The 26,851-nt window shown below is 72.0% G+C and carries 24 protein-coding genes; 12 read left to right on the forward strand and 12 right to left on the reverse strand.

Translation table 11 applies throughout. The annotated features are described in order from the left end of the window. Positions 1 to 464: 464 nt before the first annotated feature. Positions 465 to 1,940: a UDP-N-acetylmuramoyl-L-alanyl-D-glutamate--2,6-diaminopimelate ligase gene (locus IEY56_RS07640; protein WP_189036343.1), complete on the forward strand. Its 1,476-nt coding sequence runs from the start codon at positions 465 to 467 to the stop codon at positions 1,938 to 1,940. Between the two features lie 61 nt (positions 1,941 to 2,001). Next, complete coding sequence (locus IEY56_RS07645; protein WP_189036344.1) at positions 2,002 to 2,775, forward strand: Clp protease N-terminal domain-containing protein; 774 nt, start codon at positions 2,002 to 2,004, stop codon at positions 2,773 to 2,775. Between the two features lie 131 nt (positions 2,776 to 2,906). Here IEY56_RS07645 and IEY56_RS07650 read toward each other — a convergent pair whose 3' ends face one another. Then, positions 2,907 to 3,656, reverse strand: a complete 750-nt coding sequence (locus IEY56_RS07650; protein ID WP_229711700.1) for a DUF1990 family protein — start codon at positions 3,654 to 3,656, stop codon at positions 2,907 to 2,909. Between the two features lie 79 nt (positions 3,657 to 3,735). Between IEY56_RS07650 and IEY56_RS07655 the strand changes: the two genes are divergently transcribed. The 3 genes from IEY56_RS07655 (at position 3,736) to serC (ending at position 6,222) form a co-directional block, all read left to right on the forward strand. Beyond that, positions 3,736 to 3,948 carry a hypothetical protein gene (locus IEY56_RS07655; protein WP_189036346.1) on the forward strand — a complete coding sequence of 71 codons (213 nt, stop codon included), beginning with the start codon at positions 3,736 to 3,738 and terminating at the stop codon, positions 3,946 to 3,948. Positions 3,949 to 4,039: 91 nt separating this feature from the next. Beyond that, on the forward strand, positions 4,040 to 4,780 hold the full coding sequence (locus IEY56_RS07660; protein WP_189036347.1) for a DUF1990 family protein: 741 nt from the start codon (positions 4,040 to 4,042) through the stop codon (positions 4,778 to 4,780). A 323-nt stretch (positions 4,781 to 5,103) separates the two neighbouring features. Next, a complete protein-coding gene (gene serC, locus IEY56_RS07665; protein WP_189036348.1) occupies positions 5,104 to 6,222 on the forward strand; it encodes a phosphoserine transaminase in 1,119 nt (372 codons plus the stop codon). Positions 6,223 to 6,235: 13 nt separating this feature from the next. Here the strand turns inward: serC and IEY56_RS07670 are convergent, their stop codons facing one another. Next, positions 6,236 to 7,453 (reverse strand): RNA-guided endonuclease InsQ/TnpB family protein, encoded by a 1,218-nt coding sequence (locus IEY56_RS07670; protein WP_189036349.1) that lies wholly within the window; start codon positions 7,451 to 7,453, stop codon positions 6,236 to 6,238. A 23-nt stretch (positions 7,454 to 7,476) separates the two neighbouring features. Between IEY56_RS07670 and tnpA the strand changes: the two genes are divergently transcribed. Beyond that, complete coding sequence (gene tnpA, locus IEY56_RS07675) at positions 7,477 to 7,905, forward strand: IS200/IS605 family transposase (RefSeq protein ID WP_189036350.1); 429 nt, start codon at positions 7,477 to 7,479, stop codon at positions 7,903 to 7,905. A 228-nt stretch (positions 7,906 to 8,133) separates the two neighbouring features. Here the strand turns inward: tnpA and IEY56_RS07680 are convergent, their stop codons facing one another. After that, positions 8,134 to 9,180, reverse strand: a complete 1,047-nt coding sequence (locus IEY56_RS07680) for an SdiA-regulated/phytase-like domain-containing protein (RefSeq protein ID WP_229711701.1) — start codon at positions 9,178 to 9,180, stop codon at positions 8,134 to 8,136. A 164-nt stretch (positions 9,181 to 9,344) separates the two neighbouring features. Between IEY56_RS07680 and IEY56_RS07685 the strand changes: the two genes are divergently transcribed. Further along, positions 9,345 to 10,340 (forward strand): aldo/keto reductase, encoded by a 996-nt coding sequence (locus IEY56_RS07685; RefSeq protein WP_189036351.1) that lies wholly within the window; start codon positions 9,345 to 9,347, stop codon positions 10,338 to 10,340. 195 nt (positions 10,341 to 10,535) lie between these two features. Here IEY56_RS07685 and IEY56_RS07690 read toward each other — a convergent pair whose 3' ends face one another. The 4 genes from IEY56_RS07690 to IEY56_RS07705 form a co-directional block, all read right to left on the reverse strand. Further along, entirely contained in the window at positions 10,536 to 11,240 is a 705-nt protein-coding gene (locus IEY56_RS07690) for a 2'-5' RNA ligase family protein (RefSeq protein ID WP_189036352.1), read from the reverse strand. Positions 11,241 to 11,338: 98 nt separating this feature from the next. Next, complete coding sequence (locus IEY56_RS07695) at positions 11,339 to 12,580, reverse strand: phospholipase D-like domain-containing protein (RefSeq protein ID WP_229711702.1); 1,242 nt, start codon at positions 12,578 to 12,580, stop codon at positions 11,339 to 11,341. A 24-nt stretch (positions 12,581 to 12,604) separates the two neighbouring features. Further along, positions 12,605 to 14,176: an MFS transporter gene (locus IEY56_RS07700; RefSeq protein ID WP_373292047.1), complete on the reverse strand. Its 1,572-nt coding sequence runs from the start codon at positions 14,174 to 14,176 to the stop codon at positions 12,605 to 12,607. Between the two features lie 52 nt (positions 14,177 to 14,228). Next, positions 14,229 to 14,693 (reverse strand): MarR family winged helix-turn-helix transcriptional regulator, encoded by a 465-nt coding sequence (locus IEY56_RS07705; RefSeq protein WP_229711703.1) that lies wholly within the window; start codon positions 14,691 to 14,693, stop codon positions 14,229 to 14,231. A 138-nt stretch (positions 14,694 to 14,831) separates the two neighbouring features. Here IEY56_RS07705 and IEY56_RS07710 point away from each other — a divergent pair, with 138 nt between their 5' ends. After that, the gene (locus IEY56_RS07710) at positions 14,832 to 15,125 is read left to right on the forward strand and encodes a hypothetical protein (protein WP_189036561.1); all 294 of its coding nucleotides are present in this window, start codon (positions 14,832 to 14,834) and stop codon (positions 15,123 to 15,125) included. Here the strand turns inward: IEY56_RS07710 and IEY56_RS07715 are convergent. Further along, positions 15,085 to 16,509 (reverse strand): NCS2 family permease, encoded by a 1,425-nt coding sequence (locus tag IEY56_RS07715; protein ID WP_189036354.1) that lies wholly within the window; start codon positions 16,507 to 16,509, stop codon positions 15,085 to 15,087. The two genes, IEY56_RS07710 and IEY56_RS07715, sit on opposite strands and share 41 nt — an antisense overlap. Before the next feature lie 239 nt (positions 16,510 to 16,748). Between IEY56_RS07715 and IEY56_RS07720 the strand changes: the two genes are divergently transcribed. From IEY56_RS07720 to IEY56_RS07735, 4 genes are all read left to right on the forward strand, one after another. After that, the gene (locus IEY56_RS07720) at positions 16,749 to 17,042 is read left to right on the forward strand and encodes a DUF2530 domain-containing protein (RefSeq protein ID WP_189036355.1); all 294 of its coding nucleotides are present in this window, start codon (positions 16,749 to 16,751) and stop codon (positions 17,040 to 17,042) included. A gap of 152 nt (positions 17,043 to 17,194) precedes the next feature. Next, positions 17,195 to 17,542, forward strand: coding sequence for an antibiotic biosynthesis monooxygenase (locus tag IEY56_RS07725; protein WP_308424122.1), 348 nt, complete (start codon positions 17,195 to 17,197; stop codon positions 17,540 to 17,542). Between the two features lie 212 nt (positions 17,543 to 17,754). After that, on the forward strand, positions 17,755 to 18,081 hold the full coding sequence (locus tag IEY56_RS07730) for an ANTAR domain-containing protein (RefSeq protein ID WP_229711704.1): 327 nt from the start codon (positions 17,755 to 17,757) through the stop codon (positions 18,079 to 18,081). 79 nt (positions 18,082 to 18,160) lie between these two features. Next, on the forward strand, positions 18,161 to 20,683 hold the full coding sequence (locus IEY56_RS07735; RefSeq protein ID WP_189036357.1) for an HAD-IC family P-type ATPase: 2,523 nt from the start codon (positions 18,161 to 18,163) through the stop codon (positions 20,681 to 20,683). A 79-nt stretch (positions 20,684 to 20,762) separates the two neighbouring features. Here the strand turns inward: IEY56_RS07735 and IEY56_RS07740 are convergent, their stop codons facing one another. The 4 genes from IEY56_RS07740 to IEY56_RS07755 all read right to left on the reverse strand — a co-directional run bounded on the left by IEY56_RS07740 (position 20,763) and on the right by IEY56_RS07755 (position 26,685). Continuing rightward, positions 20,763 to 21,695 carry a phosphotransferase enzyme family protein gene (locus tag IEY56_RS07740; RefSeq protein WP_189036358.1) on the reverse strand — a complete coding sequence of 311 codons (933 nt, stop codon included), beginning with the start codon at positions 21,693 to 21,695 and terminating at the stop codon, positions 20,763 to 20,765. An 84-nt stretch (positions 21,696 to 21,779) separates the two neighbouring features. Next, positions 21,780 to 22,397 (reverse strand): dihydrofolate reductase family protein, encoded by a 618-nt coding sequence (locus IEY56_RS07745; protein ID WP_189036359.1) that lies wholly within the window; start codon positions 22,395 to 22,397, stop codon positions 21,780 to 21,782. An 85-nt stretch (positions 22,398 to 22,482) separates the two neighbouring features. Beyond that, positions 22,483 to 25,743: a sacsin N-terminal ATP-binding-like domain-containing protein gene (locus tag IEY56_RS07750; RefSeq protein WP_189036360.1), complete on the reverse strand. Its 3,261-nt coding sequence runs from the start codon at positions 25,741 to 25,743 to the stop codon at positions 22,483 to 22,485. A gap of 51 nt (positions 25,744 to 25,794) precedes the next feature. Continuing rightward, on the reverse strand, positions 25,795 to 26,685 hold the full coding sequence (locus tag IEY56_RS07755; RefSeq protein ID WP_189036361.1) for a DUF3027 domain-containing protein: 891 nt from the start codon (positions 26,683 to 26,685) through the stop codon (positions 25,795 to 25,797). Positions 26,686 to 26,851: the final 166 nt, after the last annotated feature.

Here is a 26,851-nt window from a genome sequence, read left to right on the forward strand (position 1 = left end):
ACCGATACGGCGGATCCACCCTCGGTAAGCCGCCCGGAACAGGGCGTACACTCACCTCATGTACTGCGTACGCACGGTGAGGACGCGCCTCGCACAGGCCCCTCGCCCGCCGCGTACCGCAGGCGCGGCGCGCATCGCCGTCGTAAGGATCAGCGCCGGGGACGGCAACGCCGAAGCACCCAAGAACGGCTGTAGGGCCCTGCGCGGCCACGGCTAGCGCTCGTCCCCGTTCGCAGCGCGGGAACGTGCACCACCCACCGCGGCCGGTCCGCCCCCTCGCCGACGCTCGTCCCGAACTTCTGCTCTCGGAACGCCCTGCCCCAGGGCGTTCCGCCCACGTGTGCGTCTCCGGCTGAACACACGCCACCCACCCGCGTTTCCGCACCGCCAGGCCCGGCGCCGTCGTACACCAGGCGACCGCCGGTGGCCGGGCGTGCGCCGCACCAGACCCCGAAGGGGCCCCTGTGAAATTGAGCGAACTGCTTTCCGGACACGACCACCGAGTGCTTCAGGGCGACCCGGAGACGGAGATCACCACGGGTGTGCACTTCGAGGCCGGGCGGGTCTCCCCGGGTTCGCTCTTCATCGCGGTGCCCGAGCACCTGGAAGGGGGACCACAGCTCGCCGAGACGGCTCTCGCTCGCGGCGCGGCGGCTCTCCTCGTCCAGTGCGCCGGCACGGCGGTGCCGGCCTCAGCCGCAGAGGGCGTCTGTGTCGTACGTGTGCCCGACGCACGTACCGCGGCCACCCTCGTCACCTCGCGCTACCACGGCGAGCCCGGACGGGAGATGGACATGGTCGCGGTGACCGGCACCAACGGCAAGACATCCGTGTCGTGCATGATCGAGTCCCTGCTGAGGATCGCCTCCGGTACCCGGGCAGGTGTCATCGGTACGTCAGGCAGCCGGATCGGCGATGAGCTGATCCCGATGCCGCCCTCCGCGCTGAGCACGCCCGAGTCGCCGGACTTCCAGTACCTGCTTGCCCGCATGCGCGACCGGGGGGTCGGGAGCGTCGTGCTGGAGGCCACCTCGATGGGCCTCTTCACGCACCGCGTCGACCACGCCTTCCTCGACGTCGGCGTCTTCACCAACCTCACGCAGGACCACCTGGACGACCACGGCACCATGGAGGACTACCGCGACGCCAAGCTGCGCCTCTTCCAGGGCCTCTGCCGACGCGCTGTCGTCAACGCCGACGACCCGGTGGGCGCGATGGTCCCCGCGATGATGCCGGGCTCCGCGACGACGTACGCCCTCGACGCCGACGCCGACTACCGGGCCTCCGACCTGGACATGGACGCCTTCGGCACCCGGTTCACGCTGCACCACGCGGGCCGCAAGTACCCGGCTGCCGTCCCCGTCCCCGGCCGCTTCTCGGTGGCCAACGCCCTGGCGGCGGTGGCCGCGTGCCACGGGCTGGGGCACGACCTGGAAGAGCTCGTCCGCGCCCTGGACCGGATGCCTCCCGTCCCCGGCCGGTTCGAGCGGTTCGAGACGCCACGCGGCACCTCCGTCATCGTTGACTACGCCCATTCACCGGATTCGCTGCGCAAAGTCCTCGCCACCCTGCGCGGCTTCGCGCCCGCCCGCGTCATCACCGTCTTCGGCTGCGGCGGCGACAGGGACGTCACCAAGCGCGCCGAGATGGGCGAGATCGCCGGGAGCTACTCCGACCTGTGCGTCCTCACGTCCGACAATCCCCGGCACGAGGACCCGGAGGCGATCCTCGACCAGATCGTCCCCGGTCTCGCCTCCACCGGCACCCCGTACGAGCGGTTCGCCGACAGGCGGGAGGGGATCGCCTACGCACTGTCCGCTGCGGGCCGCGGCGACACGGTCCTCATCGCGGGGCGGGGCAGCGAGACGCACCAGGCCGTCCGCGGAAAGCTGCTCCCCTTCGACGACATGGCCACCGTGCGCAAGCTGGCAGGCGCCTGAGGCACGACGAGACGTCAACCAAAGGTTGACACTCACCGTGCGTCAACCTACCGTTGACAGCATGGTGAATCCGACCCCCATGACCCCCACCGTCCGCCTCGACGACCTCATCGAGGCCATCAAGAAGGTGCACCCGGAAGTCCTCGACCAGCTCTCCGACGCCGTCATCGCCGCGGACCACCTCGGCGACGTCGCCGACCACCTGATCGGTCACTTCGTGGACCAGGCGCGGCGCTCCGGCGCGTCCTGGACGGAGATCGGCAAGAGCATGGGCGTCACCCGGCAGGCGGCCCAGAAGCGCTTCGTGGCGAAGGGTGCCGGCGAGAACCCGGACCTCGACCCCGGTCAGGGCTTCAGCCGCTTCACCCCGCGGGCGAGGAACGTGGTCGCCGCGTCGCACAACGAGGCCCACGCCGCGGGCAACGACGAGATCCGCACCGAGCACCTGGTACTGGGACTCCTCAGCGAACCGGAGGCCCTCGCGGCGAAGGCGATCACCGCCCAGGGCGTGACGCCGGAGTCCGTACGGGAGGCCGCGGCAGCGGCACTGCCTCCCGCCGCGGGCGAGGTGCCCGACCTGATCCCCTACGACGCCGGGGCGCGCAAGGCGCTGGAACTGACCTTCCGGGAAGCCCTGCGGCTCGGCCACAACTACGTCGGCACGGAGCACCTCCTGCTCGCACTGCTGGAGTTCGAGGACGGCGACGGCGTGCTCACCGGTCTGGGCGTCCGCAAGGCAGCCGTGGAGGAGCACGTCGTCCAGCTCCTGGCAGCAGTCGCGGCTCGCATGCAGGAGGAGCCCCGGGAGCGCGGCGCGGACGGCACCGAGGAGTGACGGCACGGCGGGCGCCGCGCCCGGGCGACGCCCGCGCGTGACGCCCACGAAGGACCGGAGCGACCCCGGGAGACGGGCCGGCGGGCGGGAAGCGGGACGCGCACCGGCCCGTCACCCCTCCGTCGCGTCCGTCAGCCTTCCGCCGTGTCCCGGCAGAGCTCCTCGGGGATACTGCGGGTGTCGATGCGGACGCCCCCGACGACGCGTCCGCCCGCGATGGCCGCGGCCCGCAGGCAGAAGTGGACCCACATGTTGAACTGCATCTCCTTGGCGACGCGGAGCCGGCTGTAGAGCAGATCGGCCAGCCTGTCCCCCGCCCTCGACCAGGCCTCCGTCCGGAACTCGAGCAGCCCGTCCTCGGCGGTACGCGCGCTGAACTGGATCTGCCCCGCCTCCAGATGGCCGCGCAGCGTCCCCAGGCGGAACGACGTCGCGTCGCAGTGCAGGACCCGGACGGGCCCGTCCCAGGGGCCCGGCATCTGCACGCGGTACTCGTCCCCCTCGCACGGCGGACCCGCCTCCCCCCGCGTCTTGTGGAAGACCGCGACCGTCGACGGCGCCACCCTGTTCAGGTTGGCGGCGACGGCCTCCATCAGCTCCCCGGGAGTCATCGCGGCACCCTCGATCCGCACGGTGAACCGCCGGTGGAACATCGGCCCTACGCCGTCCGAGAGCGGCTTGCTCCACTCGTCGGTGAGGCGCTCCGCCAGCCGGGGCGGAAGGTCGTCCGCGTCCCCCGGGGTCTCGCTGCGGTGAAGCGCCGTCACACGCCACAGGTACTGCCATGAGACGAGCAGCACGCCCAGCGGGAAGCGCAGCACGGCTCCCGCCCTGCGTTTCAGCGAAGGTCCCTGCGGAGGTGCTGCGTGCGGTGTGGACATGCCCTTCATGACACCATGTGACTTATTCGTCTGCTTAGTCGGAGTCATCCTGTCGATCGCTGAGAAGGAGGCCGGTGACGTGACCGCGAAGGTGATCCACCGTCTCGGAGTCCGCAGCTCGTACATCCAGACCGCGGCCATGGGCTCCATCGCCCTGTGCCTCACGCTGTGGATGCGGGCCGCCGGCCTCGACCAGGACGAACGCGGCAACGCGGAGCGCCGGGCCATCTTCGTCGGCCTGTGGGGCCCCACCCTGTGGACGATCAGCCAGTCGGTGGCGGAACTGGAGTGAGGGTCCGCCGGGCGGCACGCCTCGCACGCCTCCCCGTCCACGCCGGGCGCGACGCTTGTACCGCGGCTGCCGAAGACCAGTGAGGCGCACCATGCCGCGAGAGCGACGCCTGTACCGCGAGGAGGCCGTACGGGCCCTGCGCGCCCTGGCCTCACTCGACGTCAACTACCCCGGGCCGGCACCCCGGCCGGGAGCCGAAGGCGGATGGCACATCGACACCCTCGTGCAGCCCCTCCCGCCGGAGAGCGCCGGCGACCCCGTCCCCGGCGGTTCGTGGGAGACCGCCCGCCGTCTCGTCCGCGACTACCAGTTCGCGGAGCCCCGCATCCTCCGCTCCGTCTACGACTCGACGACCCCGCTGCTGGGCCGGGACATGCTGCTCGAAGGGCGGTTCTACGGGCTCCGCTTCGACATGGGCGTACGGGTGACCAGCGTCACGGACGAGGTCCACGGCTCCGGCGAGCACGCCCGCCGCGTATGGGGCTGGAGCTACCAGACGCTCCAGGGCCACCTCGAACAGGGCGAGCTGACCTACGAGGTGGTCAAGCATCTGCACACCGGCGCCGTCGACTTCGTCATCACCGGCTACTCGCGGCGGGCACCCATCCGCAGACCCCTCATCCGCATCGGGTTCATGCTGTTCGGACGTCTCACGCAGCGCCGCTTCTACCGCAGGAGCGCGAATCGGCTGCACCGGCTGCTCCAGGGCGAGCTGCGCGGCATCCCCGCCGCCGCCCTGCGGACACATCCCGCCGACGCCCGTGTCGTCGTCGCCCCGGCCAGGGCGCCCCTCCCCAAGCCGGTCCAGGGGGTCCCGCACCGCCGGAACTGAGCTCCCCCGCGCCTGCCTCCGGCACCGCGACCGTGCCGACCTGGCAGAACCACGATTGAAGTCCGCGTGAACGGAGACCCGCCGTGGTGCATCCAGCAGCGCTGCACCGGATGAAGGCGGCGGTGGTTGGGAACACAGCGCCGTCGCCGCTCCCTCCCCCGCGGAGGGACACGCCTTTCGCGGGGGATGGCCGGTCCGGGGCCGACCCGCCGTCCGCGGAAGCGAGCGCCAGGCCGCCGCCCTGAGGGCCGTCTGACCTGCCCGGCGTCTCACCCGGTGGACCTCGCCCCCTGCCGTGTAAAGCGACGCACTACCCTTCACCTGTGGCTGATCTCCAGATTCCCGCTGACATCAAGCCCGCCGACGGTCGATTCGGCTCGGGCCCGTCCAAGGTACGTACGGAGGCACTGGCCGCCCTGGCTGCCACCGGTACGTCACTGCTCGGCACCTCGCACCGCCAGGCCCCGGTCAAGAACCTGGTCGGCAGCGTGCGCGAAGGTGTCAAGGAACTCTTCCAGCTCCCCGACGGCTACGAGGTCGTCCTCGGCAACGGCGGCACCACCGCCTTCTGGGACATCGCGACGCACGGCCTGATCGAGGGCACGTCGCAGCACCTCTCCTTCGGCGAGTTCTCCAGCAAGTTCGCGAAGGCCGCCAAGCAGGCGCCGTGGCTCGGCGATCCGACCGTCGTCGAGTCGGAGCCCGGCACGCACCCGAAGCCCCGTGCCGAGGCGGGCACCGACGTGTACGCCCTCACCCACAACGAGACCTCGACCGGCGTCGCCATGCCGATCGAGCGGGTGGCGGGCGCCGACGACGGCGCGCTCGTCCTGGTGGACGCCACCTCCGGCGCCGGCGGCCTTCCCGTCGACGTGAGCGAGAGCGACGTCTACTACTTCGCCCCGCAGAAGTCCTTCGCGTCGGAGGGCGGGCTGTGGATCGGTCTCTTCTCGCCCGCCGCCCTGGAGCGGGCCGAGCGGATCGCCTCGTCCGGCCGCCACATCCCGGCGTTCTTCGATCTGCGGACCGCGATCGACAACTCGCGCAAGAACCAGACGTACAACACCCCCGCCCTCTCCACCCTCTTCCTGCTGGCGGACCAGCTGGACTGGATCAACGGTCAGGGCGGGCTCGACTGGGCGGTGCGCCGCACGGCCACCTCGTCCAGGACGCTCTACGGATGGGCCGAGGAAGCCAAGTTCGCGTCACCGTTCGTCTCCGACCCGGCGCAGCGCTCGCAGGTCGTCGGCACGATCGACTTCAACGACGACGTCGACGCGGCCGCCGTCGCGAAGGTGCTGCGCGCCAACGGCGTCGTCGACACCGAGCCCTACCGGAAGCTGGGCCGCAACCAGCTCCGCGTCGCGATGTTCCCGGCGGTCGAGCCCTCCGACGTGGAGGCGCTGACGCGCTGCGTGGACTACGTGATCGAGCACCTTTGACATCCTCCCGGCTCTAAAGGACCGGGATTCCTACTCCCCGCATCTGCGGGTCTCGGTGGGTTCCTGCTTCAACGCGCTGTGCCAGAACACGTTCCGGTCTTACCTGCGCTCCACAAGCTGACACCGCCAGTCCAGCGGCCTTCGCGACGTTAACCGCCGCGTTCACGTCTCGGTCAAGGACGGCCCCGCATGCCCCGCACGTCCACACACGAACATGGAGGGGCTTGGGGCCGTCCTTGACGCCGCACACGGAGCACACCTGCGAGGTCGGCTCGAACCGGCCGATCCTCACGAAGGTGCGGCCGTAGCGTGCGGCCTTGTACTCCAGCATTCCGACGAACGCCGACCATCCGGCGTCGTGCACGGACTTGCCCAGGCGTGTGCGGGCGAGTCCCTTCACCGCCAGGTCTTCCACGGCGACCGCTTGGTTCTCGCGGATCAGTTTGGTGGAGAGCTGGTGGTGGAACTCGCGCCGTGCGTCGGTGACCTTCGCGTGGGCACGGGCGACCTTCACCCTGGCCTTGCCCCGGTTCGCGGAGCCTTTCTGCTTGCGGGACAGCTCCCGCTGCGCCTTCTTCAACCGCTTCTCGGCCCGGCGCAAGAAGCGAGGACTGTCGACCTTCGTGCCGTTGGACAGGACCGCGAAGTGCCCCAGCCCGAGGTCGATGCCAACCTCGGCGTCTACCTCGGGCAGCACCTCGGTCGACTCGGTCTCCACCACGAACGAGGCGAAGTACCGACCTGCGGCGTCCTTGATGACCGTCACGGTGGACGGGGTGGACGGCAAGGCACGTGACCAGCGCACGGGCACGTCGCCGATCTTCGGCAGGCGCAGTTTCCTGCCCGTCGTGATCCGCCACGACGCGTTCGCGGTGAAACGAATGGACTGCCGCGTGTCCTTGCGGGACTTGAACCGGGGAGGCCCCATCTTCGGTCGCTTGCCCTTGAGGCCGTCGAAGAAGTTCTTGTACGCGGTGTCCAAGTCCCGGAGGGACTGCTGGAGTATCACCGACGACACCTTGCCAAGCCATGCCCGCTCGGGGGTCTTCTTCGAGGCGGTGAGCTGCTTGGACAGTTCGCTGGACGGGATGAACGGCAGTTCCGCCGCGCGGGCCTCCTCGCGGACGCGCAATGCGTCGTTGAAGACGACCCGCGCACACCCGAACGCCCTCGCCAACGCCATGCGCTGACCGGCGCTCGGGTACAAGCGGAAGCTGTACCGAAGCTGCATGACCTCTATCTTAGCATTGGTCTATGTCACCTCGATGGGAACCGAATCCCGATATTCGCAGGGGTCGGACGGTCGTCTACAACCTGCATGCACATTTGGTCTTCGTCACGAAGTACCGGCGAGGCGCCATGGACGACGAGATGCTGACGCGCTGCGAAGAGATCATGCGCAAGGTGTGCGAAGACTTCAGCGCCACCCTCACCGAGTTCAACGGCGAGGCCGATCACGTGCACCTTCTCGTGCACTATCCGCCGAAGATCGCCCTGTCCGTCCTGGTGAACAGCCTGAAGGGTGTGTCCGCTCGACGACTGCGCACAGAGTTCACTGCCCGCGTGAACCAAGCCGCCATGCACGGCCACTTCTGGTCGCCCTCGTACTTCGCCGGATCGGTCGGCGGCCCGCCTCTCCAGGTGGTCAAGGAGTACATCGAACAGCAGAAGCGGCCAGACTGAGCGGGCCGCCGTCGTGGGGCGATTCACCCCCGTCCTGAAGGACGGGGCACTCTCGCTCAACTCCCAGGTAGGCGCCACTCACGCCACGAGGGCGGGCGGGGACATACGCGTCCCCGCCCGCCCTTCGCGCGTGAGCGGCGGGCCGGGCGGACGCGGCGGACTGCGGGGCGGCGCCCGCGGACAGGGCGCCCTCGGAAAGGCCGGGTGCGGCAGGTCCGTGACGCGGACTCAGCCGCGCCGCCGGAAGAGCCGCCGCAGCACCACCCACAGCCCCACGACCGCGGCGACCGTGAGCCCCCCGACCACCACGTTCCGGTCGGCGGGCCCGTCCCCGCCGGGGGAGGCGCCGCTGCCGCCGCGCGCGCCGTCCGAACCCTTCTCACGCGCCTCGACGGTCTCCGGCAGCAGCTCCCCGTCCAGCTCCAGCGGGGCGACGAGGCTCTTCTCGCCCTCCGCGCCGCACATCAGCGTGCGGCCGTCCGGTGTGAAGGTGACCGACTCGCCCTGGCCGGTCAGAGGGGGATTCACGGGGCGGTCGAGCGCCTTCGGCCTCCCGTCGCGCCACCTGAACATCTCGCCGCCCAGATAGCTGCGCAGCACGAGGCGCGTCCCGTCCGGTGAGAAGGCGCCGTCGGTCGCCGTGATCTCCGTACGGGCGATCCTGCGGAAGACGTTCACGCCGGACGCCGAGAGCTGCCCGGGGCCCTCGTAGATGCCGCCGTCCCGCTTCTGGCTCTTGCTCGCGATGTAGACACGGCCGGTCTTCGGATGCACCATCAGCGACTCCGCGTCACGCGGCCCGTCGGCGTACCGCACGGTGTAGCGGGCCGGGGTGACGGTCACGTCCCGCAGCCGCTCCGGCTCGTCGAAGCGGTAGATCCACACCTCGCTCCAGCCGCCGTTGAGGTTGTCGCCGATGTCTCCGACGTACACGGCGCCGTCCGGGCCGATGGAGATGCCCTCCACGTCGCGGGGGTCGATGCCCTGGAGGGTGACCGTCGCGACGGTCTTGCCGGTGGCGGAGTCGACCGCGTAGACGTACGGCCCGTCGTCGGAGTCGTTGTGCGTCCAGTAGACCCCCTTGTGCCTGCGGCTCGCGGCGAGCCCGCTGGACTCGGTGATACGGGGGCTCTCGATGCGGAAGGACTCCGGTTTGCCGTCCCCGTCAGCGGCGGGCGCGGCCGCTGCGGCGGCGTGAGCACCCGTCAGCGAACCGAACGTGGCAAAGGCGGCGACCCCGACGACCGCGACGACGCGGCGCACAAGCACAGACATGGGGCCCAGTCTCCAGCATCGGCGCGCCGCCCGCCCCGCCCTCACGGGGCTCCGCAGGCGGCGGCACCGGTACCCGCCTCCCGGTGGGGCGTCCGGGCGCCGCGCCGGGCGCGGACCGGCGGGGGCTTGCTTCGAGTCCGCTCCAGCGGCTTGGCTGTCCGGATATGAAGTACACGCAGCTTGGACGGACAGGACTCAAGGTCAGCCGCCTCGTGCTCGGGACGATGAACTTCGGCCCGCAGACCGGCGAGAGCGACAGTCACGCGATCATGGACGCCGCACACGGTGCGGGCATCAACTTCTTCGACACCGCCAACGTGTACGGCTGGGGCGAGAACAAAGGCCGCACGGAGTCGATCCTCGGCACCTGGTTCGCCAAGGGCGGCGGCCGCCGCGAGAAGACCGTGCTGGCCACGAAGGTCTACGGGAACATGGGCACGGACGGTGAGCCCTGGCCCAACCAGGACCGCCTCTCGGCGCTGAACATCCGCAGGGCGGTGGACGCCAGCCTGAAGCGCCTTCAGACCGACTACATCGACCTCTACCAGTTCCACCACGTCGACCGTGCGACGCCGTGGGAGGAGATCTGGCAGGCGGTCGACGTCCTCGTGCAGCAGGGCAAGATCCTCTACGCGGGCTCCTCCAACCACGCCGGCTGGCACATCGCCCGGGCCAACGAGACTGCCGCACGCCGCGGCACGTACGGCCTCGTCAGCGAGCAGTGCCTGTACAACCTCGCCGAACGCCGGGCGGAGATGGAGGTCGTGCCCGCGGCGCAGGCGTACGGCCTGGGAGTCATCCCCTGGTCGCCGCTGCACGGCGGCCTGCTGGGCGGCGCCATCCGCAAGGCGGAGCAGGGTGAGGCCGGGCGCACGGCGTCGGGACGGTCGGCGGACGCGCTGTCGAACACGAAGGTGCGGGAGCAGATCCAGCGGTACGAGGACCTGCTCGCGGAGCACGGCCTGGAACCCGGTGAGACCGCGCTCGCCTGGCTGCTCACCCGGCCCGGCGTGACGGGACCGATCGTCGGCCCCCGCACCGCGGAACAGCTCCGCTCCGCGGTCCGGGCCGTGGAACTGGAGCTGAGCGACGAGCTCCTCGCGTCCCTCGACGAGATCTTCCCCGGCCCGGGACCCAGCCCCGAGGCCTTCGCCTGGTAGACGGGCCCCTGCGCGCGGCGGCACGGCCGCGCCCCGCCCGCCCTGAGGGCGGCGGGGCGCGGCTCCTGCCGTTCTGCTCCGGTCAGCCGCCCACGGCGGCCGCGATGGCCACAACGATGAGCAGCAGCACCAGCGCACCGCTGACGATGCGCGTCCTCGTCTTCGTATTCACGCCCCCAACCGTAACCGGACGGTTCAACCGCCCAGCGGCCAGGCAGCCACCTTCTCGTAGCGCGGCTGCTCCCCGGGGACTCCGCTGTCGGGCAGGTTGCTGCGCACGAGGGCGAGTTCGTCCGCCGTCCAGGACCTGCCGCGGAAGGCGCCGAGCGCCGCCGCGTACGGACGCAGATCCACCGTGCCCTTCGCGGGACGCGCCACGGTCAGGTGCGGTGTGAAGCGCCGGGAGTCCTCCAGCTCCACCCCGGCCCGGCGTCCCGCCGCGGCTGCCGCCGCCGCCAGCCGCCGCACCGCCTCGACCGGGCGCACCCCGGGGCGCGCCCGCCCGGGCCGCGCCTCGGCGACGGTACCGCCCCGGCTACTCCGGCCGGCCACGCCCTCATGGTCCGGGGCGCCGCCGCTTCCGTCGCCCTCCTCGCCGTCGTCCTCGCCGTCGTCTAGTCCGGCCCACAGCGCGCGGTCGCCGAAGCGGCCCGCGCCGGCGATTCTCAGCCGCAGGGGGCGTGCGCGGCCGGCGGCCCGTGCCAGCCGCTCCTCGAGGGAGGGCAGGACGGCGTCCGGCACCTCGCCGTAGAAGGCGAGGGTGATGTGCCAGTTGGCCCGGTCCGTCCAGCGCAGCTGCCCGGCTCCTGGCATCGAGTGCAACTGCCCTACCGCTTCAGCGAGTCGACCGGGCCCGTCCAGGACGTCGGCGGGCGGCAGCAGGGCCGCGAAGAGTCTCATGCGACAAGGATGCCGCCCACCGCGGACACCGCACCCGGCGCCCGGACCCCGCAGAGCCCGGAGTCCTCAGAGCCTGGACTTCTGAGAGCCCGGCTTCCTCAGAGGAAGCGGCGGAGAGGCCGGATCGCGGCCTCGCGGACCCGCTCCGCGAAAGCCCGGCGCCGCCAGTGATGCATCGAGACCGGCTCGCTCAGGGCCATGTCGTCGTCGAAGTGGCCGTCCAGCGTCGCGGTGAAGGACTCGTCCATCACCGCGAGCATCACTTCCTCGTCGTGGTCGAGCGAGCGCCGGTTCAGGTTGGTCGAGCCGACGAGCGACACCACGCCGTCCACGGTGACGATCTTGGCGTGCAGCATCGTCGGCTGGTACTGCCAGATCCGCACCCCCGCGGCGAGCAGCTCCTCGTAGTAGCGCTGCCCCGCCAGCTGGCAGACCCGCTTGTCCGTGTAGGCCCCCGGCAGCAGGATGTCGACCTCGACCCCGCGCCGCGCCGTGTTCGTCAGCAGTTCGATGAAGTAGGCGTCGGGGGCGAAGTAGGCCGTCGTGAGACGCACGCGGCCCTGCGCCGACTCCAGTACGACGCGCAGCAGGGTCTGCATGTCCTGCCAGCCGAAGCTCGCCGACCCCCGCACGACCTGCACGACGGACTCGCCGGCTGCCTCCTGCTCGACGAACCGGTCGTAGTCGTCGAAGAGTTCCTTGTGGCACTCGGCCCAGTTCTGGGCGAACGCGGCGCAGATCCCGTCCACGGCCGGACCGCGCAGCTCCACGTGCGTGTCCCGCCACTCGCCCTTGTGACGGGCGTTCCCGCACCACTCCTCGGCGATGCCCACGCCGCCGGTGAACGCGACCCGCTCGTCGACGACCAGCACCTTGCGGTGGCAGCGGTGGTTCTGCTTGACGGGCGAGATCCACATCGGCTTGCGGAACCACACGACCTGGACGCCGGCCCCGGACATCTCGTCCAGCAGGTCCCTCTCGATGAGCCGGCTGCCGAACCCGTCCAGCAGGAGCCGCACGCGGATGCCCTCACGGGCGCGGCCCGCGAGGGCGCGGGCGAACTCGCGGGCGATCTCGCCCCGCCAGTACACGAACGTCATCATGTCGACGGTGTGCCGCGCGGAGCGGATCGCCTCCAGCATCGCCGGGAAGATCTCGTCGCCGTTGCGCAGTGCCCGCAGCGAGTTGCCCTCGGTGGCCGCGACGCCGATGAGGCGCTCCAGCCGTCGCCGTACCGCCTGGACGCTCTCCCCGCCGCCCGAGGAACGGGGGCCGGGAAGGCTCTCGGCCCCTTGGAGTTCGTCGGTACGGGACGCCCCAGGCGATTCGGCCATGCTCATGCCGATGAGCATACGGTCTGTCCGTTACGCCGCAGTAGGCACCCTCTCGCGCTCGCCGGCCGCCCCGGGCGGAGCGGCGCTCTCCGGGCCGTCGTCCGGCTCCGGGCCGGACTCGCGCGGCACGAACCTCAGGTGCCGGTGCCCGCGCCGCATGTCGAAACGGAGCCGCAGGCCGCCGGCGCGCGCCAGGGCGAGTCCGACTCCGACCGCGATGACGGCGGAGATGACGCCGCCCGACAGGAAGCCGACGCGCGCCCCGAAGGTGTCGGTGATCCAGCCCATGATCGGCCCGCCGATCGGCGTACCGCCCATGAAAACCATCATGTAGAGGCTCATCACCCGGCCCCGCATCGCGGGGTCCGAGGCGAGCTGCACGCTGGAGTTCGCGGTGACGTTGAACGTCAGCCCCATGATGCCGATGGGCGCCATCAAGGCCGCGAACAGCCAAAAGGACGGCGTCAGGGCAGCCAGCATCTCCAGCACGCCGAACATCAGCGCGGCCCCGGCCATGAGCCGCATCCGGGACGTACCGCGCCGCGCCGCCAGCAGCGCGCCCGCCACCGAGCCGACGGCCATCAGCGTGTTGAGCAGCCCGTACGTGCCCGCGCCCTCCTGGAACACGCGGTCCGTGAACGCCGTGAGCCAGATCGGGAAGTTGAAGCCGAAGGTGCCCACGAAGCCGACCAGCACGATGGGCCACATCAGCTCGGGGTGGCTGCGCACGTAGCTCAGCCCCTCGCGGAGCTGACCCTTGCAGCGCGGGACCCGCTCGGTGCGGTGCAGCTCCCCGGGGCGCACGAGCAGCAGGCTCGCGACGGGCGCGAGGAAGGAGAGGCCGTTGAACAGGAAGGCCCAGCCGCTTCCGACGGCGGCGATCAGCACACCGGCGACGGCGGGTCCGACCAGCCGGGCGCTCTGGAAGTTCGCCGAGTTGAGGGAGACGGCGTTGCGTATCTGGGCGGGCCCGACCATCTCCGAGACGAAGGTCTGCCGGGCCGGGTTGTCGACCACCGTGGCGAGGCCCAGCACGAAGGCCAGTACGTAGACGTGCGCGATGTGCACGTGCCCGCTGAGCGTGAGGACGGCGAGGGCCAGTCCCGTGAGGCCCATGACGGACTGGGTGGCCAGCAGCAGCCGGCGCTTGTCGTAGCGGTCGGCGATCAGACCGCCGTACAGGCCGAAGAGCAGCATCGGCAGGAACTGGAGCGCCGTGGTGATGCCGACGGCGGTGGCGGAGCCGGTGAGGCTCAGGACCAGCCAGTCCTGGGCGATGCGCTGCATCCAGGTACCGGTGTTGGACACGGCCTGGCCCATGGCGAAGAGCCGGTAGTTGCGGATGCGCAGGGAGCTGAACATCGACGGCTTGCGGGCCTCGCCGGGTTCCTGCTCCCCGGCCCGGGCCGGGGGTTCCGTGCTGTTCGGGGGTGGTGCGGCGCCGGCGGGTGCGGCGGTGCGGGTCTCCGCGCGCGTCGCGGCTCCGGCCGCGGTCTCGTCCGGGGTGCCGGTCGCGGTCTCGTCCGCGGCGCTGGTCGTGGTGTCGGTTGCGGGCTCGTCCTGTGGTGCGGGTGCGGAATGTGCTCCGTTGCCCGTACTCAAATCAGGTTCGCCTCCTCTTCTCCGTCGTGGGGTATGCGTCTTGCCGTGCTCCTCATGAGTGGGCGAGCTTCTCCAGCACGGGGGCCGCGGCAGCCAGCCGCGCCCACTCGTCCTCGTCGAGCTGTCCGGCGAGCTCGGCCAGCCAGGCGTTCCGCTTCTCGCGGCTCGCGGCGAGCATCGACTCGGCCCGCTCGGTCTGCGTGACCGTCTTCTGGCGGCGGTCCTCGGGATGCGGTTCCAGGCGGACCAGCCCCTTGGCCTCCAACATCGCGACGATACGAGTCATCGACGGAGGCTGCACGTGCTCCTTGCGGGCCAGCTCGCTGGGCGTCGCGGAACCGCAGCGGGCGAGGGTGCCGAGCACCGACATCTCGGTCGGGCTCAGCGACTCGTCCACACGCTGGTGCCTCAGGCGCCGCGAGAGGCGCATGACGCCTGTCCGCAGAGCGTTCACAGCCGCCATGTCGGGCTCGCTGTCACGGAGTGGCGCTCTGGTGCGCCCGGGCGTATCCGGCATCTCCTTAGCGTAACTCATTACCTAGGCTAAAGAACAGCCGGAAGCGGGGTCACGCCTTGTCTCTCGAATCACACATACGAGTGAGTTCGCACGGAAATCTGACGCGTCACCCCCGGCGGTACCGGGACCGTTGAGCGCATGACCTCGATGACCTCGAAGGTGCTCAGCCTGCGGATGGACAGCGAGCTGTTCGACAGGCTGCACGACCACGCCGCCAAACGCGGCATGAGCGTCCAGGACTACGTGGTCCGCACGCTCGTGCGCGACGACTTCGACGAGCGCTTCAAGGCGTCCCTGGAGAGGACGGAGCGCTTCTACGGCTCCGCAGGGCGTACGGAGGCCGCCGAGCCGGCCGTCACCGACCGCCGCGGGAGCACGGACCCGCCGGGCCTCAGCGCACGCCCAGGGCCTGCTCGATGGGGTCGAGCATGAAGTAGACGAGGAAGCAGAACCCGACGGCGTTCAGCAGCCACGGCACCTCCCGGAACCGCCCGGTCACGGCCTTCAGCAGGACGAAGGAGAGGATGCCGAGGCCGATGCCGTTGGTGATGCTGTAGGTGAAGGGCATCGACACCATGGTCAGGAACGCCGGCACGGCCACGGTGGGGTCGCCCCACTCGATCGACGCCACGTTCGAGGCCATGATCATGAAACCGACGACGACGAGCGCGGGCGTCGCCGCCTGGGACGGAACGATGGTCGCGAGCGGGGTGAGGACGAGGGCGACCAGGAAGAGGCCGCCGGTCACGAGGTTGGCGAGCCCCGTGCGCGCGCCCTCTCCGACACCGGCGGTGGACTCGACGAAGCAGGTGTTCGCCGAACACGAGCCGAGGCCGCCGCCCGCGACGCCCACCCCGTCCACCATCAGGATGCGGCCCATGCCGGGCAGTTGGCCGTTCTCGTCGGTCAGCCGTGACTCTTCGCCGACGCCGATGATGGTGCCCATCGCGTCGAAGAAGCCCGACAGCAGCACGGTGAAGACGAACAGGCAGCCCGTCAGCACGCCTACCTCCCCGAAACCGCCGAAGAGGCTGACCTGCCCGACCAGGCCGAAATCGGGGGTGCCGACGAGCGAGTCCGGCACCCTCGGCACGGCCAGCCCCCACGCCTCTCCGGGGATCTCCGCCAGGGCGTTGACGACGATGGCGACGACGGTCATGGTCACGATGCCGATCAGGATCGCGCCCCGCACCTTCCGCACGACGAGCACGAACATCAGGGCCACGCCCAGCACGAAGACGAGGACCGGCCAGCCCTGCAGCTGACCGCCCTGCCCGAGCCCGAGCGGCACCGTCGTGTTCGCGGCGTCGGGGTTGCGGGTGACGAAACCGGAGTCGACGAGGCCGATCAGCGCGATGAAGAGGCCGATGCCGATGGCGATGGAGCGGCGCATGCCCGCCGGGATGGCGTCCATCACGCGCTGCCGCAGGCCCGAGGCGACGAGGAGCATCAGCACCAGGCCCGCCAGGACCACCATGCCCATGGCGTCGGGCCAGCTCATCTTCGGTGCGAGCTGCAGCGCCACGACGGCGTTGATGCCGAGTCCGGCGGCCAGCGCGATCGGGACGTTCCCGATGAGGCCCATCAGTACGGTCGTCAGCCCGGCGACGAGCGCCGTCGCCGTGACGAGCTGCGCGTTGTCGAGCTTGTGGCCGAACTTGTCCTCCGCCGACGCGAGGATGATCGGGTTCAGCACGATGATGTATGCCATCGCGAAGAAGGTGGCCAGACCACCCCGCACCTCCCGCCCTACGGTGGAACCCCGCCGGGAGATCTGGAAGAAGCGGTCTACGGGGGTGGCGTCCAGAGAGGACATGAGTGACCTCGGTTGTTGCGTGGGGCGACGGACTGCGGCGCTGCAGGCCCGGAGGGGAAGCGAACCGGATCACACCGGAAAGCTAAACGGAATCCATCGATCCGATTTGCGGTCAGTATGAGCAAACAGAGTCGCTGAACGCCATCTCCGCGCGTAGAGGCACTGCCTGCCACCGCTCTGCGGCGCCTGGTTAGGCTGTGCGGGACATTCGAGCCGACGAGCGCGAGGGAGCTGCGGCGATGGGTCTCATGGACCGGTGGACCGACGGCGAGCGCGAAGCCCCCGAGCCCCTGGAGGGGCCCGTCACGGGCACCGTCCTCGTCGGCACCGGACTGTGGCTCCTCCTCTTCCTCGGCCAGCTCCCCTTCTACGACTGGTACGCGCGCCACGGCCACGAGTGGTTCATCTGGACCTGCGCCGCCGGCGCCGGCCTCGGCCTGCTCGGCTGGTGGTACGTACGGGCTCGGGAGCGGAGCATCCGGCGCGAGCAGGAGCGGGAGAGCAGCGGCCCGCCGCAGCCGTCCGGAGACTGAGCGACCTGTGCCGGCCGGCGTTTCCCGGGACGGTTGACCTCAACCGTCGTTGAATCTACGAGGGCGAGGACGGCGAGACCCTGCTGCGCCGTTCGCCGTGGACGGACCACGACGCCTACGGCGACTACGCACGCGAGCACCGCCGAGCCCGCGTGAACGAGATCGACGCGGCCGTACCGGGCATCGAGCGCCTCGGACTCGGACGCTTCCAGCGCTGCCGGAGCACCGGATCCGCCGCGGACGCCCGCACGCCGGGCTGCGTCGCGATCGTCGACGTGGAGTTCGACGGGCCCGACGCCGACCGCCAACGCGCCTGGTCTGACACGGTGTTCGAGGCCATGGAGGGAGACCCCGCACCGCATCCGGGTCTCATCCCGGCACACTTCCACGTCAGCGCGGACGGGACCCGCGTCCTCGACTACGCCGAGTGGGAGAGCGCCGGGGCACACGCGGACGCGGTCGGCGACGAGGGTGACTCCTCCGCACTGCCTCCGCGGTAGCGGCGGGTCCAGGACTACCCCGGCCTCAGCAGGCCCCCGATCGACCGCTTCCACCTCGCGTTCGGCCTCGTCGCCCGCTGAGCCGGCCCGCCCTTCACCTCGGTTCCGGTCACCGGAAGTGGCTGAGTATGATCCCTTCATCGGGCATATGCCCATACATCCGCTGGGACAGAGGTGCACCACCGGGCACCCTGAGTGGAATCGGGGCAAGCATGGGCGACGCCGGGAGTCCGCATGCCGAGCTGGAGCAGCTGCGCCGCGCGATGGAGACGCGCTCGGTGATCGACCAGGCGCACGGCGTCCTGATGGCCACTTACCGCTGCACACCGCCCGCCGCGTGGAAGCTCCTGGTCACCGTCTCGCAGCACGCGAACGTCAAGCTGCACAAGGTGGCCGCAGCTCTGGTGATGAGCACTCAGGGTGAGCCCCTGCCGGAGCCGCTGAGTTCCGCGTTGCGCGGCGCGCTGCGGAGCGCCGCTCCGCCGCCCCCGAAGGCGCCTTCCCGGCGTGACGCGCTTCCTCGGGACGCCGCCCCGTAGGCTCGCGCGGCCCGCTCACCACCGTCAACGCGCCCGGCGAAACGGGACAAGCATCATGAAGCGCCCGTAACGTCATGGCATGACACAGCGGGAAGAGGGGCGGTCCGCGCCCGCGCAGGCGCGTGGACTCAGTACCGCGGAGGTGGAGGAACGGATCTCGCGCGGCGAGGTCAACGACGTTCCGGTGCGCAGCAGCCGCTCCGCGGCGAGCATCGTCAGAGCCAACGTCCTCACCCGCTTCAACGCCATCATCGGCGTGCTGTTCCTGCTCATCCTCGTCGTCGGCCCCGTCCAGGACAGCCTGTTCGGCTTCGTGATCCTGGCCAACACGCTCATCGGCATCGTCCAGGAGCTCCGGGCCAAGAGGACGCTGGACTCGCTCGCCGTCATCGGGGAGGCCCGGCCCAAGGTCAGACGGGACGGGGAGACGCGCGACCTGCACACCCACGAGATCGTGCTCGGCGACCTCATCGAACTCGGGCCCGGCGACAAGTGCGTCGTGGACGGTGAGGTCGCCGAGTCCGACGCCCTGGAGATCGACGAGTCCCTGCTCACGGGCGAGGCCGACCCCGTCCTCAAGCGCCCCGGCGACCGGGTCATGTCCGGCAGCTTCGTCGTCGCCGGCAGCGGCGCCTTCACCGCGACGCGGGTCGGGCGCGACGCCTACGCCGCGCAGCTCGCGGAGGAGGCGTCACGCTTCACGCTCGTCCACTCCGAGCTGCGGAGCGGCATCAACGACCTGCTGAAGTACATCACTTGGATGATCGTTCCGACGGGGATCGGACTGGTGCTGAGCCAGCTCCTGGTCCGCCACCACGACATCGAAGACGCCATCCGCCGCATGGTCGGAGGCATCGCCCCGATGGTGCCGGAAGGGCTCGTGCTGCTGACCTCGATCGCGTTCGCCATCGGCGTCGTCCGGCTGGGGCGGCGGCAGTGCCTCGTCCAGGAGCTTCCGGCCATCGAGGGCCTCGCCAGGGTGGACGTCGTCTGCCTCGACAAGACGGGCACGCTGACGGAGGGAGGCATGGACGTCACCGGCGTGCGGGCCCTCCAGGACGGCAAGGCCGGCGGGTCGTCCGGCACCGCGTATCTGCAGCGCGTGCTGGCCGCACTGGGTTCGGCCGATCCGCGTCCGAACGCCAGCATGCGCGCCATCGTCGACGCGTACTCCCCGGACGGGTCCGGCCCCACGGGCTCTCCCGACGGTTCCGGTTCCCCGGACGGCGGCTCCGCGAATTGGCGTACGGAACAGTCCCTGCCGTTCTCCTCCGCGCGCAAGTACAGCGGCGCGACCTTCGTCGAGCCGGACGGCACCCGCCGGAGCTGGCTGCTGGGCGCGCCCGACGTCCTCCTCCCGCCGGACCATCCCGTCCTCGAGGAGGTCGACCGGCTCAGCCGCGAGGGGCTTCGCGTGCTGCTGCTCGCCTCCGCGGACGGCATCCCGGACCGGGAGCGGAGCGCCGGCGACGAGGCCGTCCGGCGGACCGAGCCGGCCGCGCTGGTGACGCTCGAGCAGCGGCTGCGGCCCGAAGCGGCGGACACGCTGCGCTACTTCGCGGACCAGGACGTGACCGCGAAGGTCCTTTCGGGCGACAACGCCGTCTCGGTCGGAGCGGTGGCCGCCAAGCTGCGGCTGCCCGGCGCACAGCACCCCGTGGACTCCCGCCGGCTGCCGGACGACGCCGAGGGCATGGTGCGCGAGCTGGAGAAGGGCACGGTCTTCGGGCGGGTGTCGCCCCGTCAGAAGCAGGACATGGTGGCCGCCCTCCAGGCCCACGGCCACCACGTGGCGATGACCGGCGACGGAGTCAACGACGTCCTGGCGCTGAAGGACGCGGACATCGGGGTCGCCATGGGCACGGGCTCGGAGGCGACGCGGGCCGTCGCCCAGATCGTGCTGCTCGACAACAGCTTCGCGACGCTCCCGTCCGTCGTCGCCGAGGGCAGGCGCGTCATCGGCAACATCGAGCGGGTCGCGTACCTGTTCCTGACGAAGACCGTCTACTCGGTGCTGCTGGCGGCGCTGGTGATCCTGTGGCAGGTCCCGTACCCCTTCCTGCCGCGCCATCTGACCCTGCTCTCGTCGCTGACGATCGGCATCCCCGCCTTCTTCCTCGCCCTCGCTCCCAACCGCGAGCGGGCGCGGCCGCACTTCGTACGCCGGGTCATGCGGTACTCGGTACCGGCCGGGCTGATCGCGGGAACGGCCACGTTCGCGACATATCTGCTGGCCCGTCACCACTACACGGGCAAGGGCTCGCTCGCCGCCGAGACGAGCGTGGCGACGCTGACGCTCTTCCTGATCGCCATGTGGGTGCTGGCGATCGTGGCCCGGCCCTACTCGTGGTGGCGTGTCCTGCTGGTGCTGACGATGGGGCTGTGCTTCCTGGCCGTACTGGCGACGCCGTGGCTGCAGCACTTCTTCGCGCTGAAGCTCGTCGGGACGGCCATGCCCTGGACGGGAGTCGCTGTCGCCGCAGCGGCAGCCGTGGCCCTGGAGGCGGTCTGGCGGTGGGTGAGGCACCCGCGGCACCACGAACGCGACAACGCGGCGGCGAAGGCCCTGCGCAGGCGCCTCGACCGGAACCGGCCGCGCTGAGCCGGGGCCACTCGGCCGGTACGGCTGACGCCGCCCGCAGGCGGCACGAACCGGCCGGAAACACGGGCAGACCCGCACGCTAGAACGCGTGCCAGCGCACCGCCGCGTCGCCCTCTCTGAGGGACGCCACCCGGCGGCCGAACTCCCGTCGCGCGGCGGGATTTCCGGGGGCGTGCTGCGCCACCCACGCGCAACTGGCCGTCTCCCGCGCGCCCTTGAGGACCGTGCAGCCCGGCCATTCGCGGACGTCCCAGCCGTAGCCGCGTACGAACTCCTCGTACTCCCGTACCGGCAGTCCGTACCGGTCGAGGCTGAGGACGAGGACGGTCAGGTCGTGCTCGCGCATGTCGTCGCAGAACGTCTCCAGGTCCAGCAGCAGCGGTCCGCCCGGGCCGACGTGGACGTTGCGGGGCAGGGCGTCGCCGTGGGCGGGACCCGGCGGGACCACGGGCGTGAGGCGGGCGACGGCGGCCTCGTACTCGTCGCGCCTCGTCCGCAGCCAGGCCGCGTCCTCGGCCGGGACCGCCCCGCCCGCCAGCCGGAGCCACCGCTCCACGCCGGAGAGCAGCCCCCGGCGCGGCAGGGGGAAAGGCGGGGCGGGCAGGGCGTGCACGAGGCGCAGCAGCTCGGCCAGGTCCGCGGGCGTGGCCGCTCGTACGGGGTCGGGCAGGCGCCGCCAGTAGGTGAGGGGGTGTCCGTCGACGACGGCGACGCCGGGGAGGGCCGCCCGTACGGCAGGCACTCCTCGTTCCTCCAGCCAGGCCGCGACGCGCAGTTCGCGTGCCGCCCGCTCGCGCTGCCACGGGCCCCGGCCGACGCGCACGACGGCGGGCTCCCCGGTCTCCCGAGCCGCCCGCAGAGCGAAGACGGCGTTCTCCCCGAGCGCGAGGAGCTCCGCCTCGCCGGTTCCGGCCCGCTCGCCCGCCGCCGCGAGCAGCGCGCGGGCCCGTCCCTCGGTGAAGGGCGGGCCCGGCTCCCCTTCCGCTTCCGCCGGCGGCTCCTCGGTACCCATGCGCCCGACAGTAACCGCGGCGGCGCACGGACGGCCTCGCCGGGCCGCGGGACGCCGGGCAGGCGTCTCCCGGAGCCGGCCGGCTCAGTCCCGCTCGAAGGTCCCGTACTCCGGGCGGCCCGACCACCTGTAAGTGTGGATGACGATCCCGGTCTCCGTGGTGCGGCTGCCGGTGAGTTCCAGGGCGGTGGGGAGCGCGCCCTCCGCGAACAGGCGCCTGCCCTTGCCGAGTACGACCGGGAAGGTCAGCAGCCGGATCTCGTCGACGAGGTCGTGGTCCATCAGGGACCGTGCGAGCTGCCCGCTGCCGTGGATCTGCAGCTCCCCCGCCGTCTGCTTCTTCAGCGCGGCGACCTGCCGCGGCACGTCCTCGCTGAGCACGGTCGTGTTGTGCCACTCCGCGTCGGTGAGGGTCGTCGAGGCGACGTACTTGGGCTGGTTGTTGAGGCTGGTGGCGATGGGGTCGTCGGGGTCCGTCACGCTCGGCCAGTGCCCGGCGAAGATCTCGTACGTGCGGCGCCCGAGGACGAACGCCTCCGCGGCGGCGATCGTCTCACTCATGAAAGAGCCCATCTGCGCGTCGGCGTACGGCACGAGCCAGCCGCCCTGGTCGAATCCGCCGCTGGTGTCCTCGTTGGGCCCGCCGGGCGCCTGCATGACCCCGTCCAATGACAGGAAGGTCGTGAGGGAGAGTGAAGTCATGCCCGGAATGACCGGCGGGCGGTCCGGAACTCATCGCTGCCGGGCGTCCGCCCGGACAGGCTCCGGGCCCTCCCCAGCAGGCGGCTCAGCCGAACCAGCGGGCGCGCTCCAGTTCGGCCACGCGCCCCGGGTCCTCCAGCAGGGCGGCCACCTCGAAACGGCGCGCCCAGTGGCCGGCGGACCAGGCCAGCCCGGCGGCCACACCTTCCAGCGTCGCCGCGTGGAGCACGCCGTCGGGTGTCAGGCGCCAGTCCACGTCGACGCCGTCGACCACGAGTTCGTCGTGCTCGCGGTACGTCAGCGGGGCGTCCGGCAGCAGGATGCGCACGGCGTCGGGCACCGCGCGTTCCGTGCCCTCCCCGGAGGCCGCCTCGTCGACGGCACCGGGGACGGCCTCGCCGAGACGGCGCACCTCCAGTACCGCGGCGAGCCCCTCGGCTCCGGCGGGCGGTACGGGAAGCAGCATCCGGCCCCCGGCGAGCGGGACCAGGTCGGGGGCGTCGGCGATGAGCGCGTCCTGCCTCGGCACGACCTCGACGTCGCCGGTGGCCGCCGCCACGGCGCGCAGCTCGTCCGGGAGGGTCACCTCGTCCGGGTCGAGCCCGGCCAGCAGTCCGTACAGGCCATGAAGCTGGGCATGGCCGACCTCCACGTCCGGTTCGGCGAGCCGCCCGAGGAGTTCCGCCGCGCCGCCCGGTTCCTCCAGCAGCGCCTCCGCGGACGTGCGGATGCCGAGTGCGCGCAGCACCTGAGCGTCGGAGAAGCCGGAGGCGTCCGCCTCCTCGTAGAGCCCGTCCAGCAGCGGGTCGCCGCCCGCCGCGCGCAGCCCGGCGGGACGCCGGCCGTCCAGCACCGGGTGCCCGCGCAGCCACCACGCCGTGTACGGGCGCACGGTCTCGGTGACGCCGTCGGGCAGCAGGACGCGCACGGGTGCGGTGAGCGCGTCGCGCAGCGGAGGCTCGGCGAGCATGGCCAGCGCCGCGGGCCAGCAGTCGTCGTCGACGAGGTCCAGGTCGCGTACGGCCACGAGTTCGGACGCCACGGGCGGGACCGCCGCCCCGCTCTCGGGGAGCTGGTCCAGGACGTCCTCGCACCAGACGTCGACCGCGTCGAGCAGCCCCACGTCGTCGGGTTCCGCGAAGTCGCCCTCGCGGGGCTCCATCTCGTCGGGGTCGAGCACCACGTCGGTGGCCCGCACCAGCGCGAACGCGGCCTGCACGCCGACGGCGGTCAGCGGCTGCTCACCCCAGCGCTCGCACAACTCCGCGTCGCACGCGGGGAGTTCACCTTCGCGGATGACGCTCTCGAAAGGGCTCCCGGGGTAGACGAGTTCGCTCGCGGGCGCGATTTCGCCGTCCTCGTCGGGGAGCGCCAGCGCGCCCAGCCACGGCTCGTCGCCGGGCGCGAGGCCCGCGTCCCGTACGAGTCCGAGCACGGCCTCCGCGAGCTCCTCGGCGTCCAGGGGGCCCTGGCCGTCCTCGCCGAGTCCGCCGTCCCAGGCGTCCTCGTCGTCGAGCGACGCGGCGACGGCCGCGCGTACCTGCGGCGTCGTCAGCACGGCCCGGGGTGTGGCCCCCGTCGCGCCGAGCTTCTCCAGCAGGGGGTGGGCGGCGTCGGGGTGCGCCACCTTCAGCCCCAGGCGGGCGAGTTGCCGTGCGCGGTCCTGCTCCAGGGCGGAGTCCGGCAGGGGCAGCAGCACCTGGCGCGGGCCGACGGCCGTACGCGGCCCCGTCCGGCCCTGTCCGCCCGCACCGCCGGCCAGCGGTACGGGCAGCCCCGTGAGGCGGTCGGGGTCGACCCCGGCCAGCGAGTCGTACAGGCGCCACCACCAGTCCGGCGACCGCTCGACGCCCGCGAGGCGGTCGATGACCTCGCCGAGCGGCACCCGCGCCACGTCCAGCGCCCGCAGCTCCGTACGCCGCTCCAGCCCCGCCGGCAGCAGACCGGGGAACAGCTCCGCGAGGACGCCGACCGTACGGGCGCCCGCGCCCTCGGCGATCTCGGCCTCGCGGGGCCGCAGCACCACGGGCGCGCCGTCCTCGCCGGTCGCGGCGCCGGCGAGGAAGGGGACCTCCGGGAGCCGGTCGAGCAGCAGCCGGCGCAGCTCGCCGTCGAGTTCGCCCTTCCCCAGCGGTCCGGGCACGAGGTCGACGAGGCCGGGCGAGACGGGCCGCCAGTCGCGCAGCAGCCGCACGTACACGTCGGCGGCGCGCTCCAGCAGGAAGTCCGTCAGCGGGCCCCGCGCGACGTGCCGCCGCGTCGGGTCCAGCGGGAAGCCCGCGATGAGCAGCGCGGGCAGCCCCAGGGGTTCGTCGGTCGGCGTCGGCGCGTGCACGTGCGCCGCGGTCGGCGGCCGCACCGGGTGCCCGTCCTTCTCGGGGACGGCCCACGTCACCGACCATCCGGGACGCAGGCGCTCCTCGACGGGACGGTCCGCGAGCAGCTCCGGGGCGGCGGTCCCGCTCGCTCGTGCCACGCGCCAGCGCCGGACGGTGCGCGTTCCGTCGCCCTCCTCGCAGCGGATCTCCACGATTCCGGAGCCGCCGGACTCCGGTGCCCCCGCGACGTCCGGAAGGTCACCCGTTCCCGGGTCCGCGCCCTCCGTGCCGGTGCCGAGGTCGTGGCGGGTGAAGGTCCGGGCGCCCTGACCGGGCAGCTCGACCACGACCTCCCCGAGGCCCGGCAGCGTCAGCAGCAACGCGTCGTCCACGGCGTCGAGCAGACGCTCCGCCAGCTCCTCCGCGGCGGTGTCCCGTACGGGCAGCACGACGGCCGTCTCGTAGCCCTCCGGTGCCGTGCCCTCGGCGGGCAGCGGCAGCCGCAGCAGCGGGACGTGACCGTCCCGGCGGCGCAACTCCTCGCCCAGCGCGGGTACTTCGGCCGCCGCTTCGAGCACGGCCTCCCGCGCCTCCGCGAGCGACCACCGCACACCGCCGGTGCGTCCGAGGACCGCGGGCTCGTCCGAGACGGCGAGGACCGCGGAGAAGCCGACACCGAACCGGCCGACAGCTTCCCCGTCCCGCTCCTCGCGCTTGGCCGACGCGCGCAGCGTCGAGAGCGACTCCACGCCCGTCGCGTCCAGCGGGGCACCGCTGTTGGCGACGGCGAGGACGCCGTCGCGGAGGGTCAGCCGCAGCCGTCCCGGTACTCCCGCGCGGGCGGCGGCGTCGGCGGCGTTCTGCGCCAGTTCGACGACGAGCCGGTCGCGGTAGCCGCCGAGGGCCAGCTCCTGCTCGGCGTTGGCGTCCTCCCGGAAACGCGCCGGGGACGCCGTCCAGGCGTCGAGCACGCTCCGCCTCAGCCGTGCCGTGCCGAACACGTCCGCCTGTGCGCCGCCTTGAACCATCGCCGTCTCCTTCGTCGTCCCGCCACCCCCACCCGGCCCGCGGGCCGGGACCTACGACAGCTCGTCGGCCCGCGTCTCGTCGATGACGGGCGGCGGAGGCTGCGGGGTCTTCGGCATGACCGCCGCCTCCGAGTGCCCGCCGCAGCCGTAGGCGAGCGAGACCACGCGCCCGTCGGCCGGGCTGTACTCGTTCGCGCAGACTCCGAACGCCTGCCGCAGCGATCCCGTGAGGGGCATGAGGAAGCCGCAGGTCACGCACTTCGCGGGAGCGGACTGCGCCATGGGCGTGTCCGGTCCGTACTCCTCCTCCCAGCGCTCCGCGGCGGACAGCAGCCCGAACCGGGAGAGGATGCGCGGCCGGGCCATGCCCAGCTCCTCGGCGACCGCCGCGATGGTGCCGCGCTCCGGCGGGGAGGCCACGGCGTCGACGTCCCGGGGCGGGCCTGGCAGCAGATCGACGTCCTCGTCCTCGACGAGGTCCTCGAGGCCGGGGACCGACGCCGCCCCGTCCGCCCGCGGAAGGTCCGCCGTCTCGTCACCGGCGTACCCCGGTTCGAGGCGGAGGTCCTCCGCCTCGGTGGGCAGCAGGTCGCCGGGGCCCAGATCGCCGGGGCGCAGCCGCTCGCTCCAGGGGACCCACTCGGGCGCGAGGAGGGCGTCGGGGCCGGGAAGCAGAACGGTTTCGTCCAGAGTGACCGACTTCGCCCGCGATGCGCGGGTCACCGTCGCCGCCCAGCGCCACCCCCTGTAGCCGGGCACGAGGCACTCGAAGAGGTGGGTCACGACGCGGTCCCCGTCGGCGACGACGTCCACGTGTTCACCGAGTTCGCCGGGGGCGGCCACCGCCTCGACGGCTTCCCTAGCCAGATCGACGGCTTCGGCGCACAGCCGGTCGGGCACGGAGGAGCGGCGGGTACGGCCGCTTCGCGTCGCGGCACTCATGCAGCACTCACAAGAATCGTCTCTCCTACGCCATAGCGCCGTTGTCGGCGTGCTCTCCCGTACGGCGGCCGTGGAAGGGACGTGCGGAATGCGGACGGAGCGGGACCGGGGAGCCGCTGCGACGTCCGCGCCCCGCTCGGGGCCGTGCGGAGCGCACCGCCGACCA

Source organism: Streptomyces daqingensis (assembly GCF_014645895.1).
Taxonomy (GTDB): domain Bacteria; phylum Actinomycetota; class Actinomycetes; order Streptomycetales; family Streptomycetaceae; genus Streptomyces; species Streptomyces daqingensis.

What these genes read in the sequence shown, in the direction of transcription:
- IEY56_RS07735 (WP_189036357.1), top strand. Translation starts at nt 18,161, where the DNA reads ATGACACAGCGGGAAGAGGGGCGGTCCGCGCCCGCGCAGGCGCGTGGA.
- IEY56_RS07685 (WP_189036351.1), top strand. Translation starts at nt 9,345, where the DNA reads ATGAAGTACACGCAGCTTGGACGGACAGGACTCAAGGTCAGCCGCCTC.
- IEY56_RS07705 (WP_229711703.1), bottom strand. Translation starts at nt 14,693, where the DNA reads ATGCCGGATACGCCCGGGCGCACCAGAGCGCCACTCCGTGACAGCGAG.
- IEY56_RS07690 (WP_189036352.1), bottom strand. Translation starts at nt 11,240, where the DNA reads ATGAGACTCTTCGCGGCCCTGCTGCCGCCCGCCGACGTCCTGGACGGG.
- IEY56_RS07695 (WP_229711702.1), bottom strand. Translation starts at nt 12,580, where the DNA reads ATGAGCATGGCCGAATCGCCTGGGGCGTCCCGTACCGACGAACTCCAA.
- IEY56_RS07715 (WP_189036354.1), bottom strand. Translation starts at nt 16,509, where the DNA reads ATGTCCTCTCTGGACGCCACCCCCGTAGACCGCTTCTTCCAGATCTCC.
- IEY56_RS07740 (WP_189036358.1), bottom strand. Translation starts at nt 21,695, where the DNA reads ATGGGTACCGAGGAGCCGCCGGCGGAAGCGGAAGGGGAGCCGGGCCCG.
- IEY56_RS07680 (WP_229711701.1), bottom strand. Translation starts at nt 9,180, where the DNA reads ATGTCTGTGCTTGTGCGCCGCGTCGTCGCGGTCGTCGGGGTCGCCGCC.
- IEY56_RS07750 (WP_189036360.1), bottom strand. Translation starts at nt 25,743, where the DNA reads ATGGTTCAAGGCGGCGCACAGGCGGACGTGTTCGGCACGGCACGGCTG.
- IEY56_RS07645 (WP_189036344.1), top strand. Translation starts at nt 2,002, where the DNA reads ATGGTGAATCCGACCCCCATGACCCCCACCGTCCGCCTCGACGACCTC.
- IEY56_RS07745 (WP_189036359.1), bottom strand. Translation starts at nt 22,397, where the DNA reads ATGACTTCACTCTCCCTCACGACCTTCCTGTCATTGGACGGGGTCATG.
- IEY56_RS07755 (WP_189036361.1), bottom strand. Translation starts at nt 26,685, where the DNA reads ATGAGTGCCGCGACGCGAAGCGGCCGTACCCGCCGCTCCTCCGTGCCC.
- IEY56_RS07660 (WP_189036347.1), top strand. Translation starts at nt 4,040, where the DNA reads ATGCCGCGAGAGCGACGCCTGTACCGCGAGGAGGCCGTACGGGCCCTG.
- tnpA (WP_189036350.1), top strand. Translation starts at nt 7,477, where the DNA reads ATGTCACCTCGATGGGAACCGAATCCCGATATTCGCAGGGGTCGGACG.
- IEY56_RS07730 (WP_229711704.1), top strand. Translation starts at nt 17,755, where the DNA reads ATGGGCGACGCCGGGAGTCCGCATGCCGAGCTGGAGCAGCTGCGCCGC.
- IEY56_RS07670 (WP_189036349.1), bottom strand. Translation starts at nt 7,453, where the DNA reads ATGCAGCTTCGGTACAGCTTCCGCTTGTACCCGAGCGCCGGTCAGCGC.
- IEY56_RS07720 (WP_189036355.1), top strand. Translation starts at nt 16,749, where the DNA reads ATGGGTCTCATGGACCGGTGGACCGACGGCGAGCGCGAAGCCCCCGAG.
- IEY56_RS07710 (WP_189036561.1), top strand. Translation starts at nt 14,832, where the DNA reads ATGACCTCGATGACCTCGAAGGTGCTCAGCCTGCGGATGGACAGCGAG.
- IEY56_RS07650 (WP_229711700.1), bottom strand. Translation starts at nt 3,656, where the DNA reads ATGTCCACACCGCACGCAGCACCTCCGCAGGGACCTTCGCTGAAACGC.